At 71.2% G+C, this 12613-nt stretch carries 14 protein-coding genes; 10 read left to right on the plus strand and 4 right to left on the minus strand.

Annotated elements, in window-relative coordinates; genetic code table 11:
* Window positions 1–73: 73 nt before the first annotated feature.
* Window positions 74–355 (minus strand): hypothetical protein, encoded by a 282-nt coding sequence (locus ASE27_RS17025; protein ID WP_056653144.1) that lies wholly within the window; start codon window positions 353–355, stop codon window positions 74–76.
* Window positions 352–1602 carry an inorganic phosphate transporter gene (locus tag ASE27_RS17030; protein ID WP_082609064.1) on the minus strand — a complete coding sequence of 417 codons (1251 nt, stop codon included), beginning with the start codon at window positions 1600–1602 and terminating at the stop codon, window positions 352–354. The genes ASE27_RS17025 and ASE27_RS17030 overlap by 4 nt, the downstream gene beginning before the upstream one ends.
* Window positions 1603–1938: 336 nt before the next feature.
* Between ASE27_RS17030 and ASE27_RS17035 the strand changes: the two genes are divergently transcribed.
* Both ASE27_RS17035 and ASE27_RS17040 read left to right on the plus strand, forming a co-directional pair.
* A complete protein-coding gene (locus tag ASE27_RS17035; RefSeq protein WP_082609065.1) occupies window positions 1939–2976 on the plus strand; it encodes a type IV toxin-antitoxin system AbiEi family antitoxin in 1038 nt (345 codons plus the stop codon).
* Window positions 2945–3766 (plus strand): hypothetical protein, encoded by an 822-nt coding sequence (locus ASE27_RS17040; RefSeq protein WP_056653150.1) that lies wholly within the window; start codon window positions 2945–2947, stop codon window positions 3764–3766. Before ASE27_RS17035 ends, ASE27_RS17040 begins: the two co-directional genes overlap by 32 nt.
* 24 nt (window positions 3767–3790) lie before the next feature.
* Here ASE27_RS17040 and ASE27_RS17045 read toward each other — a convergent pair whose 3' ends face one another.
* Entirely contained in the window at window positions 3791–4267 is a 477-nt protein-coding gene (locus ASE27_RS17045; protein WP_056653153.1) for a VOC family protein, read from the minus strand.
* A gap of 108 nt (window positions 4268–4375) precedes the next feature.
* Here ASE27_RS17045 and ASE27_RS17050 point away from each other — a divergent pair, with 108 nt between their 5' ends.
* Complete coding sequence (locus ASE27_RS17050) at window positions 4376–5365, plus strand: YafY family protein (RefSeq protein ID WP_056653156.1); 990 nt, start codon at window positions 4376–4378, stop codon at window positions 5363–5365.
* Window positions 5366–5369: 4 nt separating this feature from the next.
* Here ASE27_RS17050 and ASE27_RS17055 read toward each other — a convergent pair whose 3' ends face one another.
* Window positions 5370–6164: an NUDIX domain-containing protein gene (locus tag ASE27_RS17055; protein WP_056653158.1), complete on the minus strand. Its 795-nt coding sequence runs from the start codon at window positions 6162–6164 to the stop codon at window positions 5370–5372.
* 97 nt (window positions 6165–6261) lie between these two features.
* On the opposite strand from ASE27_RS17055, the gene ASE27_RS17060 reads away from it, so the two are divergent.
* The 7 genes from ASE27_RS17060 (at window position 6262) to ASE27_RS17085 (ending at window position 12578) form a co-directional block, all read left to right on the plus strand.
* On the plus strand, window positions 6262–7314 hold the full coding sequence (locus ASE27_RS17060; protein WP_056653160.1) for an SPFH domain-containing protein: 1053 nt from the start codon (window positions 6262–6264) through the stop codon (window positions 7312–7314).
* 1 nt (window position 7315) lies between these two features.
* The gene (locus ASE27_RS17065; protein ID WP_056653163.1) at window positions 7316–8347 is read left to right on the plus strand and encodes a hypothetical protein; all 1032 of its coding nucleotides are present in this window, start codon (window positions 7316–7318) and stop codon (window positions 8345–8347) included.
* Between the two features lie 48 nt (window positions 8348–8395).
* A complete protein-coding gene (locus ASE27_RS17070) occupies window positions 8396–9148 on the plus strand; it encodes a DinB family protein (RefSeq protein WP_056653166.1) in 753 nt (250 codons plus the stop codon).
* Between the two features lie 132 nt (window positions 9149–9280).
* A complete protein-coding gene (locus tag ASE27_RS17075; protein WP_056653169.1) occupies window positions 9281–10117 on the plus strand; it encodes an MBL fold metallo-hydrolase in 837 nt (278 codons plus the stop codon).
* A 104-nt stretch (window positions 10118–10221) separates the two neighbouring features.
* Window positions 10222–10986, plus strand: coding sequence for a cyclopropane-fatty-acyl-phospholipid synthase family protein (locus tag ASE27_RS17080; protein ID WP_056653173.1), 765 nt, complete (start codon window positions 10222–10224; stop codon window positions 10984–10986).
* 397 nt (window positions 10987–11383) lie between these two features.
* Entirely contained in the window at window positions 11384–11539 is a 156-nt protein-coding gene (locus ASE27_RS20365; RefSeq protein ID WP_157257685.1) for a hypothetical protein, read from the plus strand.
* Window positions 11540–11582: 43 nt separating this feature from the next.
* A complete protein-coding gene (locus tag ASE27_RS17085) occupies window positions 11583–12578 on the plus strand; it encodes an NADP-dependent oxidoreductase (protein ID WP_056653175.1) in 996 nt (331 codons plus the stop codon).
* The last annotated feature ends 35 nt before the right edge of the window (window positions 12579–12613 follow it).

The following is a 12613-nucleotide window of genomic DNA, read 5'->3' on the forward strand; positions in this document are numbered from 1 at the left end:
ATGCCGTAGAGGGGCTCCCTCGTCAGGCGCCCACGGGCCGATCCTCTCAGGCCGCCAGGTTGGGAGGCACGTCCTAGTGCCCGCCGGAGGCCAGGAACCAGATGCCCACCGCGCACGCGGCCAGCACGGTCCCGAAGCACAGCACGGCTGCGGCGAGACGGACGCCCGAGGGGCGTGCCGTCGTCGGGCCGGCGGCGTCCGTGCCCGACGACGCACCCTCCACCGCGAGCGCGGCGCCCCCCGCGGGGGCGAGCAGGCGGACGCCCAGCGCGAACAGCGCGGGCAGCCCCGCACCGACGATCGCACCGGCGACGACGACCTGGAGCAGCGCGTCGACCTGGATGAACTCGCTCATGCGGGGACTCCCTCGCGACGGGTGGCGGTCGGGGCTGCGGCGACCGTGGCCTCGGCCTCGGCCGTCGCCTCGGCGGCGACGACGGTGAAGGTCTCGGCGGCGTCGACCACGGAGGCCGGCGTCTCGTCGCCGTCCCACTCGTCGTTGACGTTGTCCGCGGAGATCGGCTTGCGGCGCGAGGCGATCCAGATCGCGGCGGAGACGCCGATGAGGAGCGTGAAGACCGCGACGGTCCCACCGACGCCGCCGATGACGTCCTGGAGCCAGAAGCAGAACGCTCCGACCAGGCCCGCGGCGGGGAGGGTCAGGCCCCAGGCGGCGAGCATCTTGCCCGCGACGCCCCAGCGGACCTTCGCGCCCGGCATGCCGACGCCGGACCCGAGGATCGAGCCCGTCGCGACGTGGGTCGTCGAGAGCGAGAAGCCGAAGTGGCTCGAGAGGAGGATGACCGCGGCCGAGGACGTCTCGGCGGCCATGCCCTGGCGCGAGTCGATCTCGACGAGGCCCTTGCCGAGCGTGCGGATGACGCGCCAGCCGCCCAGGTAGGTGCCCAGGGCCATGAAGGTCGCGCAGGCGAGGACCACCCAGAACGGGACGCCCGAGTCGGCCGGGACCGCGCCGCCCGCGATGAGCGCGAGCAGGATGATGCCCATCGACTTCTGTGCGTCGTTGGTGCCGTGCGCGAGCGAGACCAGCGATGCGGACCCGATCTGGCCCCAGCGGAAGCCGCGGCTCGTCGTGTCCTGCGGCAGGTCCTTGGTGATGCGCGCGACCAGGAAGGTGCCGAGCGCGGCCACCCCGATCGCGATCACGGGCGCGAGCAGCGCCGGGATCATCACCTTGGACAGGACGCCGGTCCACAGGACCCCGCTCGTCCCGACCGCAGCCAGGACCGAGCCCACGACGCCGCCGATGAGGGCGTGCGAGGAGCTCGACGGGATACCTAGCAACCAGGTCAGCAGGTTCCAGGTGATACCACCCACCAGACCGGCGAGCACCACCTCGAGGGTGATGATGTTCGCGTCCACGATCCCCTTGGCGATGGTCGCCGCCACGGCCAGGGACAGGAACGCCCCGACGAGGTTGAGGACTGCAGACAGCGCGACGGCGGTCTTGGGCTTGAGGGCACGTGTAGCGATGGACGTGGCCATCGCGTTGCCGGTGTCGTGGAAGCCGTTCGTGAAGTCGAAGGCCAGGGCCGTCACTACCACGAGCGCGAGCAGGATCGTCTCGGTCACGTACTCCATGGTGAATGGTGCTCGACGGGGGAATGAACCAAGTCGGCGAGTCTTCGACGACTGTTCACCTGGTGTTCATCTGGCGTTCGAAGGCCCTTCGAAAAGGGTCTGTGGGGGCTGCGCGGAGCGGGCCGGATGGGCGGTTCCGGCTCGGCATCCGGACGAGTCAGGGTGCTCTGACCACTCTCCAGGAACGTGCACCGGCACGCTCCGGCAGGAACGCCTCACGACTCACTGATCAACACCCAGGATGGTCCCCTCGGCACCATGGCACCAGCGTCGACGACACGGCCGGGGAACAGGCTGGGTACTTGACAGAGCAGCACCGGTGTTCATTATTGACCTATGTTCACTAGCGCTGAACGTGATGATGAAATGAACGCGCAGATCGTCGATCGAGTGACGGGGACTCTCCGTCGCGCCGGCGTCGACCTCCGCGTCCTGGAGTCATACCCTCGGACGGCCGAGGTCCGCGTCCGGGGAGTCCAGCGGCGCTACCAGTTGCTGATCCGACCCGACCTGACGAGTCGGAGCGCCGCGAGCCTGCCGATCCACTCCGACCTTCCCCCCCTCATCCTGACTCGGCATCTCTCGATGAACGTCGCCGACACCCTCCGCTCGCTGGCTGTCGACTCTGCGGACGAGGCGGGGAACATGCGGCTCGACCTCGGCGAGGTGCTCATCGACATCCAAGGCCGACGCCGCATCCCGGAGCCGAGCACCACTCGTGCGGGTCTTTCGGCCGCGTTTCGTCCCGCAGGTCTCCGGGTGGTCTTCGCACTGCTCACTTGGGAGGATCTCGCCGATGCTCCGTACCGCACCATCAGCGCCCGAGCCGGGACCTCGCTCGGCTCGACGACCTATGTGATGGACGACCTTGAACGCTCGGGCTTCCTCCATGTCGCCAGGAACCGCCGACGCCTGCTCCGGACGGGTGCGCTGCTCGACCGTTGGGTCGAGCTTTTCAACCTCTCGACCGCACCGACCCTCGATCTGGGACGATTCACGTCGCGCGCCCCGGGGTGGTGGCGGGACGACCTGGACGGGATCCGCTCTTCGGACGTCCTGATCGGAGGCGAGACCGCCGCCGACCTGCTGGGCACGCAGCTCTCCACCAGGAATACGGTGCTCTATGCGCAGCATCTGCCCGCCGCACTCGCGGCGCGTCATCACTGGCGGAAGGCTGACGGGCCGACGGCGGTCGCTGACGTCGAGGTTCGTCGGCGCTTCTGGACGCCTCCGCCAGAGCGCGGAGACGACCTCGTCGCTCCAAGCACCCTCGTCTATGCCGATCTCCTCGGTTCGGGCGACCCTCGCCAGAGACAGGCCGCCAACGAGCTGAGGACGACCGATGATCTCCTTGTCCGACTCGACCGATCCTGACGTCGTCCTTGCCGCACACGTGATGAGGGTGGTGCAGCCCCTCGCCGTCGCGCTCGACACCCCTGTGCTGCTCGTCGGCGCGACCGCCCGCACAGTCTTCTCGATCGGAGTGCTGGAAGCAGTCCCGTCCCGCCAGACGAAGGACGTGGACATCGCCATCGCCGTCGATTCTTGGGCGGCGTTCGCTCGGTTGACCGCCCCGCTGAGGCGCCAGGGGCCACAAGCGCACCGCTTCGTGATCGATGGCATCCCTGTGGACATCGTGCCCTTCGGCCCGCTCGAGACGGCCCGTCGGACGATCACCTGGCCGGACGAGATCGAGATGAGTGTCATCGGATTTCACGAAGCGGCGACGGATGCGCTGCACGTGGCACTGCCCGACGGAATCATCGCGAAGATTCCGTCCCCCGCGGCGCAGTGCCTCCTGAAGCTCGTCGCCTGGAACGACCGGCGAGACCGGGACACCAAGGATGCGGTTGACCTGAGGACGATGCTCTCGTGGTTCAGCTCGGGTCCGCTTCTCCAGTTCTTGTACAGCGAGCACTTCCCGCTCGTCGAGGCTCACGACTTTGATCCTGTGCTCGCCGGGGCCGAGCACGCCGGCCGGATGGTCCGGTCATTGCTGAACCCAGAGACGGCACCGATCGTCTCGTCCATCCTCGCTGACTCGTCTGCCCGCCGACTCCTCGCTCAGGACATGGGGAGATCGCTCTTCGATACCGGTCGGCACGACCATCATGTCGCGCTCATCGACGCCTTTCACCAGGGAATGTCCGTCGAGTCCACCTAGTCCGTCGACCGAGGCGAGATGTCCTCACCCCTCACGCCCCTCCAGGACCGCGAGGTAGTGCGGGTTCTCCATGACGCCGAGCACGTTGCCGAACGGGTCCACGACGGCCGCGGTCACGAACCCGCCGTCGCCCTGCGGGGTCACGGGCTGGTACTCGGTCCCGCCCAGCGCGAGCAGTCGCTCGTAGGTCGCCGCGACGTCGTCGACGTGCCAGTAGACGACCGCCCCGCCGGGCTGCGTCGCGGCGCCCGCGGGCGCGTACGAACGGTCGATGATGCCGAGCTCGTGCTGGTAGTCGCCCACCCGGAACTCGACGTACGCGGCCGGGGCCGGCGCGGGCGGCATGACGTAGTACGGGTCGACGCCGAACACCTCGGTGTACCAGGCGACCGCGGCCGGGACGTCGTCGGACCAGAAGCTCACGGTCGTCAGGCCGCGCGGGGTCGTGGCAGCGGTGCGTGCGGTGGTCGCGCTCGGGGTCGTGCGGGTCGTGTCGCTCATCGTCGGGCTCCTCGTCCGGGGCGGTCCAGCAACGGTTCGTGCTGATGTCTCCCACGCTAGAGACCCTTGTGGAACGTGCGGTTCCTCAATCGCTGCGAGACTCGAGGAATGCTGGATACCTCGGTACGGCTCCTGCGGCTGCTGTCGCTGCTCCAGGTGCGGCGAGAGTGGTCGGGCGCGGACCTCGCGGCGCGCCTCGACGTCACGACGCGCACGGTGCGCAACGACGTCGAACGCCTGCGCCTGCTGGGCTACGAGGTGCGTTCGCGTACCGGGACCGCGGGCGGCTACCGCCTCGCGGCGGGCTCCGAGCTGCCCCCGCTCCTGCTCGACGACGACGAGGCCGTCGCGGTCGCCGTGGGCCTCCAGGCCGCGGCCGCCGGTTCGGTCACGGGCATCGAGGAGACGTCGGTGCGGGCGCTGGCCAAGCTCGAGCGGTCGCTCCCGTCGCGGTTGCGCCACCGCGTCGACGCGCTGCGCCGCGCGACCGTGTCGGCAGCGGCGGGCGGCCCGACGGTCGACGCCGAGGTCCTCACCGCGGTCTCGACCGCGATCAGCCGCAGCGAGCGCGTGCGCTTCGACTACGTCGGGCGCGACGGCCTGGCAACCCTGCGCGACGTCGAGCCGCACCGGCTCGTCTACACGGGCCGCCGCTGGTACCTGCTCGCGTGGGACACCACGCGCGAGGACTGGCGGACGTTCCGCGCCGACCGCATGAGCCCGCGCACCCCGGGCGGGCCGCGGTTCACGCCGCGCGAGCCGCCCGAGCCCGACGTGGCCCAGCACGTCGTGCGGGGCGTCGGGTCGACCGCCTGGCGTCATCGGCCGCGCATCCGCTTCCTCGCGCCCGCCACGGAGATCGCCGCGCGCGTCACCGCGACCGCAGGCATCCTCACGGGGTCCGACGACGGCACGTGCGTCCTGGAGACCGGCTCGGACTCGCTGATCGACGTCGCGGGCTTCCTCGCGACGATCGACACCCCGTTCGAGGTGCTCGACCCGCCCGAGCTGCGCGACCTGCTGCGCCGCCTCGCCGACCTCTACTCCGCGGGGTCGCGGGAGCCGGCGGAGGGCCCCGGGGAGGCGGGCGCGCGGTAGCCGGTCACCCGGCCGGCCGCATGAGGGGCGGGTTGAGCACGGCGGGCACCGACGCAGGGGCCTCGTCCTTCCCGACGACGTCACGCGCCCCGGCGGCCCGCTCCGCCTCGGGCGCGAGCCGGTAGAGCGCGGCGGGCCGGCCCGTCCCGCCCGAGGTCGACTCCCCCGTCTCGACGAGGAACCCCGGGGTCCCGACGGCCTTGCGATGGAAGTTGCGGGGGTCGAGGCGCGTGCCCCACACGGCCTCGTAGACCGCACGGAGCTGGGCGATCGTGAACTCGGGGCCGCAGAAGGCCGTCGCGAGCGTCGAGTACTCGAGCTTGGCGCGGGCGCGCTCGACACCGTCGCGCAGGATCCGGTGGTGGTCGAACGCGAGGCCGGCGCCGTCCGCGAGCGCCTCGTCCACGGGGTACCAGCCGACCTGCGCGGCGTCGCTGCCCGCGGCCGGCAGGCCGTAGGTGGGCGCGAGCAGCAGGTGCGCGACCGAGAGCACGGGGCCGCGCGGGTCCCGGTCGAGCGGCCCGTAGGTGCGCAGCTGCTCGAGGTGCCCGGGAACCGCGACGCCCGTCTCCTCGGCGAGCTCGCGAGCTGCGGCCTGCGGCAGGGTCTCGCCCGCGAGGACGAACCCGCCGGGCAGGGCGAGGCGGTCGCGGTACGGGTCGAGCAGGCGCGTCACGAGGAGCACCTGGAGCGTGCCGTCGCGGACGGTGAGCGCGACGACGTCGACCGTGACGGGGATCCGGGCGGCCGAAGGCGGCGTGGCTGCCGCGGGTGACGCGGGCGTCTCGCGAGGGCTCATGCTCCCCACCCTACCTGCTTATCGTCAGGTTGACGCTAAAGACGGTCGAGGCTTATCGTCAATGTGACACAAACAACGACGACGGACGGAGCCTCCCATGGCCACCATCAAGCGCTACCCCTGGCTGCGCCACTTCCTCGGCAGCCCCACGGGCGCCGTGATCCACCTCAAGGCGGGGCGGGTCGCGCACCACGGGATCGGCCAGGCGTTCTGGTTCCGGCCAGGCACGTCGGTGCTCAGCGAGGTGCCGGTCGACGACCAGGAGCTGCCCGTCCTCTTCCACGCCACGACGCGCGACCACCAGGACGTCACGGTCCAGGTCAACGTGACCTACCGCTTCGCCGACCCGGCGGTCGTCTCGCAGCGCCTCGACTTCGGGATCGACCCCGACTCGGGCGCCGCCACGACGACGGGCCGCGACCAGGTCGCGACGATCATCGGCCAGCTCGCGCAGAGCCACGCGATCGACCACCTCGCAGCCGTGCTGCTCACGACCGCGCTCGAGCAGGGCGTGAGCCAGGTCCGGGCCCAGCTCGTCGAGGCGCTGGGGTCCGACGCCCGGCTGGCCTCGACGGGCATCGAGGTCCTGGGGGTCCACGTGCTCGCAGTCCGTCCCGACGGCGACGTCGAGCGCGCCCTGCAGACCCCGCTGCGCGAGCACGTCCAGGCCGAGGCCGACCGGTCGACGTACGAGCGGCGGGCGCTCGCGGTCGAGCGCGAGCGCACCATCTCGGAGAACGAGCTCGCGAGCCGGATCGAGCTCGCGACGCGGCGCGAGCAGCTCGTCGCGCAGGAGGGGGCCAACGCGCGGCGCGAGGCCGAGGAGGCTGCGGCGGCCGCCCTCGTCGAGGCCCGGGCCGCGGCCGAGCGGCGCGACCTGACCTCGCTCGCGCAGGCCGAGGAGATCCGCCGGATCGGCGAGGCGAACAACGCGAAGTTCCGGACCGTCATGGACGTCTACGAGGGAATGGACCAGTCGACCATCCTGGCCGTGGCGATGCGCGACCTCGCCGGGGCCCTGCCCAAGATCGGCAGCCTGACCATCACGCCCGACCTCCTCAGCGGGGCGCTCGCCGCGCTCACGGGAGGGGGTTCGGCCGCCGGCGCGGGCGCGGGCGGCCCCGTGGCCCCCGCCCACCGGGGAGCCTGACGTGCCCCTCCAGCGGCGGGCCGTCGTCGTGCACCGACGCACCGAGCTCGACGAGCTCCTCGACCGGCACGCGACCCGTGGGCAGGCCGAGTTCTTCCTCCGCTCGCGCGGCCGCACCCTTGCCGCGGTCCAGGAGCGGCACGACACCGTGACCGCGGCGCGAGCCCGGGTCGCCGCCGCGATCCCCGAGGAGTGGCGTCGTGCCGACGTCGAGCGGGCCGACCTCGGCCGGTTCCTCGTGGCCCCCGAGGACGTCGTGGTCGTGGTCGGCCAGGACGGCCTGGTCGCGAACGTCGCCAAGTACCTCACGGACCAGCCCGTGCTGGGCGTCGACCCCGAGCCGGGGACCAACGCGGGCGCGCTCGTCCGGCTCGACGTCCCGACGGCCGTCGGGCTCCTGCAGCGCGCGGGCCGCGCGACGCGAGCAGCGATGGCAGTTCACGAGACGGGCGGGCGCGGGACGGGCGGGCGCGCGCCCAGCGGGCCCGACGACGGCGCCACGAGCCACGTGCTCGGGCTGCGGACCGAGGACCTCACCACGGTCCGGGCGTCGCTCGACGACGGTCAGGTCCTCACCGCGCTCAACGAGGTCTTCGTCGGTCACCCGTCGCACCAGTCGGCGCGCTACCGGATCGCGGCGGACGGTCCGGGCGACGCGTCCGGCGGTCGAGGCGTGACCCGCGGATCCGTCAGGAACGAGCGCCAGTCCTCGTCAGGGGTCATCGTCGCGACGGGGGCCGGGGCCACGGGGTGGTGCGCGTCGATCGCTCGCGAGCGCGGCGGACGCCGGCTCCCCGGCCCCACCGACCCGGCACTCGCATGGTTCGTGCGCGAGGCGTGGCCGTCACCCGCGACGGGAGCAGACCTGACCGAGGGGCTCCTCGACGCGGGCGGCGAGCTCCGGCTCACGGTCGAGTCGGACCAGCTCGTGGTGTTCGGCGACGGCGTCGAGTCGGACCGGCTCGTCGCGTCGTGGGGCCAGGAGGTCACGGTGCGGGTCGGGGAGAACCGGTTGCGGCTGGTCGTGGGGTGACCTGATCGTCGCCGGGCAGGACCGCCCGAGGTCGGTCATGGTGGAGGGATGACGACCTATTCCGGGACGAAGGAGTTCGAGGGCGCGACCTTCGTCAGGGCCAGCTTCAAGGGCGCCACCCTGCGGTTCTCCGACGTCAGCGGCGTGAGGATGCGCGGCGTCGACCTGGACGGGCTCGACGTCGACAGCCATGACCTGTTCTTCGGCAGCCTGATCGTCAACGGGGTCGACGTGGTGCCGTACGTGGACGCCGAGCTCAACCGGCAGTTCCCGGGCCGCGAGCTGCAGAAGTCGCAGACGGTCGAGGGGCTGCGCGAGGGGTGGGTCGCCGTGCAGTCCGCGTGGCAGGAGACGGTGGAGGGCACACCTCCGGACCTGGTGGACGCCCACGTGGAAGACGAGTGGTCGCTGGCCCAGACCCTGCGTCACCTCGTCCTGGCGACGGACGCCTGGCTCCGCGGTGGGATCCTGCGGATCGAGCAACCGTTCCACGAGATCGGGCAGATCTTCACCGGCGCCGGCGAGATGGGCTTCGACCTGTCGATCTTCCGCACGGACACACCGACGTACGAGGAGATCCTCGCGGTGCGGGCCGAGCGGCAGGGGCAGGTGACGGCGTTCCTGGCCACGGCCACCCCGGAGCTGCTCGCAGAGGAACGCGACGACCCGTGGGGCGGCGGAGACTGGCACCCCAGCGTCGGGGACTGCGTGCGCGTGATCCTGGAAGAGGAGTGGGCGCACCTGCGCTACGTCCGGCGGGATCTCGCTCTGCTCCGGGAGGCCCCGCTCGCGTCGCCGTGAGGCCCGGGCCGGGTGTGCCCGAGGGGACACTCCTGTCGTCGTGAGCTTGTCGCCTACGAACACTGCGCCGCCCGGCGATGAGTTCCGCCTCGCACCACGGTCAGACCTGGGAGCGAGCGAGAGGAAGCACCCATGCTGGAGCAGGTTGCGCAGGGCGTGATGGTCCATCGGAGCGAGCTGCTCCAGAACAACACCGTCGTCGTACAAGGCCAGACCGGCGTCCTGGTCGTCGACCCGGGACTGACGCGCACCGAGATGGCCTGCCTGGCCGACGACCTGCGCGACCTGGGCCTGCCGGTCGTGGCCGGCTTCTCGACACATCCCGACTGGGATCACGTGCTCTGGCACCCTGGGCTCGGCGACGCCCCCCGCTACGGGACGGCTCGCTGCGCGGCCGTCATGCGCGACGTGCGGTCGCAGCCGGACTGGAGGGACCGCGCCGCCGAGGGCCTGCCACCAGAGATCGCCGAAGAGACACCGCTGGACGGGTACGGCCTCATCACCGGGCTGCCCGCCGGAACCGCGCGGATCCCGTGGGACGGCCCGGAGGCACGCATCGTCGAGCATCCGGCGCACGCTCCCGGTCATGCCGCCCTGCTGATCGAAGCGCGCGGCGTCCTCGTCGCCGGCGACATGCTCTCCGACCTCTTCGTCCCCATGCTCGACGATTTCGGAGAGACCAACGATCCGATCGAGGAGTACCTCGTGGGGCTCCGGGTGCTCGAAGACGCGGCGGACGACGTCGCCGTCCTCGTTCCTGGCCATGGGTCCGTCTGCGGAGCCGATCAGGTACGTGCACGGATCGACCTGGACCGGGCGTACCTGCACGCCTTACGAGACGGAACCGCTACCGATGACCCGCGGATCGGCCCATCGGCCAAGCCCGGCTGGGAATGGGTGAACGACATCCACGAGGGACAGGCCCAGGGCGTCGCACGACGAAGAGAGCGCGACGAGCCGCCCGGCTAGAGGCTCCGACTCACGAGCCGCTGACGCACCGCAGAAGGATCGCGCCTACGGAGTGCCGATCCGCACCGGCAGAGCGACCGTCGCTCCTCGCATAGGGTCCGGGGATGGAACGATCCACCCTCTTTCGCCTGGCACACTCCGAGCACCCGATCGCGTCGCCGCTGAGCGATGCCCGCGTCGAAGGCCTCCTCGACCGGACGACGGGCGGCCGACGGAGCGTCCTCGACCTCGGGTGCGGTGACGGCACGTGGCTGCTGCGGGCGCTTGTCCGGGAACCCGGCCTCACCGCGGTGGGGGTGGACATGTCCGACGTCGGGTTCGAGGAGACGCTGGCCAAGGCTGCTGCCGCGGGCGTGGCAGACCGGCTGACGCTGGTTCAGGGCGACGTCCGGGAGTACGTGAGCGAGGTGCCGTTCGACGCGGTGCTCAGCGTGGGCGCGGCGTACGCGTTCGGGGGCCTCGGCCCCACGCTCGAGGCCGCGCGCGGCCACCTCGCCGCCGACGGTCTGCTCCTGCTCGGCGACTGCTTCTGGCCTGCGCCTCCGACAGCGGCCGTCCTCGACGGCCTCGGCGGCCTCTCGGCGGACGAGTACCTCGACCTGCCCGGCACCGTCGACCTCGTGACGCGGCACGGGTGGGCGACGGTGCACGGGCACGTCAGCACGCTCGAGGAGTGGGACGACTACGAGTGGGCGTGGACCGGGGCTCCGGCACGCTGGGCGGTCGAGAACCCGGACCACCCTGACGCGGGTGAGGTGCTCTCCGAGGTCGAGAAGCACCGCAACGGCTGGCTCCAGGGGTACCGAGGCGGTCTGGGGTTCGTCACGCTGGTCCTGCACCCGGGCCGGGCGACCGTCACGAGTCCCTGAAGATCCGTCTCCCGGTAGCGTCGAGATACAGGTCTGACGCACCCAGACTGCCCCTGCCGCGCCACGCCTGGGTACAGACTCCCGCCCGGCTCGTCGCCAGGGAGGACATCGCTCTCTCGCCGCAGCGGAGCCCTGCGCGATGCCGCCAATGAAATGCTCGGTGGCGCGGATCTGAGATCGGTGAGCTGCCGATGTGGCGGGCGTCTCGGCGATCTCGGGCGACGGTGGTCATCGCGCCAAGACGCCAGCTGGAGTCCGCTTCGCGCATCGCAGTCTTCCCACCCTGCAGCAAGACTGCGTCAGCTTGCCTCGGCGCGGTCGGCGATGCTCTTGACAGGAATTCTGACTACGCTCAGACTTGAGTGTAGTCGGGATAGTCGTCAGGGAGGGAGCTCGCGTGTCGGAGCAGCGGGGCCGTCCGGCCAACGCCGCCGCCCTGGCAGGCCTCCTGCCTGCCGCCTCGGTCACGATGTACCTGGACGCAGGGCACGGCGCGGTCTTTCAGCATCACAGCGCGTTCGTCGCCGCCGCGCGCGACTTCCTGCGTCGCTGACCACCATCACCCCACCGACAGATCCGTAGGAGACAGAGAGATCATGCGAGCGTTCGTGTTCGACAAGTACAAGGGCCCCCTGCAGGAGACAGACGTCTCTGAACCGGCCGTCGGCGAGCACGACGTGCTCGTACGGGTGCAGGCCGCCGGGCTGAACCAGCTCGACGAGAAGATCCGTACCGGCGAGTTCAAGCAGATCCTGCCGTACAAGCTCCCGTTGATCCTCGGCCACGACCTCGCCGGGACCGTGGTCCGCGTCGGTGCGAAGGTGCAGGGGTTCGAGCCGGGTGACGAGGTCTACGCTCGCCCGCGCGACGGCCGGATCGGCACCTTCGCCGAACGCATCGCCGTCGACGAAGCCGACCTGGCACTCAAGCCCGCATCGATCAGCCTGGAGCAGGCCGGATCCCTGCCGCTGGTGGCCCTGACCACGTGGCAGGCACTGGTCGAGCGCGGGAAGGTGCAACCGGGCCAGAAGGTCCTCATCCACGCTGGCGCCGGCGGCGTCGGCACGATCGCGATCCAGCTCGCCAAGCACCTGGGTGCGCACGTCGCCACGACCGCCAGCGCGGCCAACGCTGACTTCGTCCGTGAGCTCGGCGCGGACACCGTCATCGACTACCGCAGCCAGGACTTCGAGGAGCTCCTCGATGGATACGACCTGGTCCTGGACAGCCTGGGCGGGCAGAACCTCGAGAAGTCCTTGCGCGTGCTCCGGCCCGGCGGGAAGGCAATCGGGATCTCGGGCCCCCCGGACCCGGCCTTTGCCCGCGAGGCAGGCCTGAACCCGGTCTTGCGCCTCGCGATCACCGCACTGAGCGCCACGATCCGTCGCCAGGCCAAGAAGCTCGGCGTGACCTACGAGTTCCTGCTCATGCGCGCCAGCGGCGACCAGCTGCGCCAGATCACCGCCCTCGTCGAGAAGGGGACGCTGCGCCCCGTCGTCGGGAAGACGTTCTCCTTCGACCAGACAGCTCAGGCCCTCGACGCCCTTGCCCACGGCAAGGTTCGCGGCAAGGCCGTCATCACCAACCCCTGACCCGTCTCCGACGAGTCCTGATCACGACCAACCTC

The organism is Oerskovia sp. Root918, assembly GCF_001428945.1.
GTDB lineage: Bacteria > Actinomycetota > Actinomycetes > Actinomycetales > Cellulomonadaceae > Oerskovia > Oerskovia enterophila.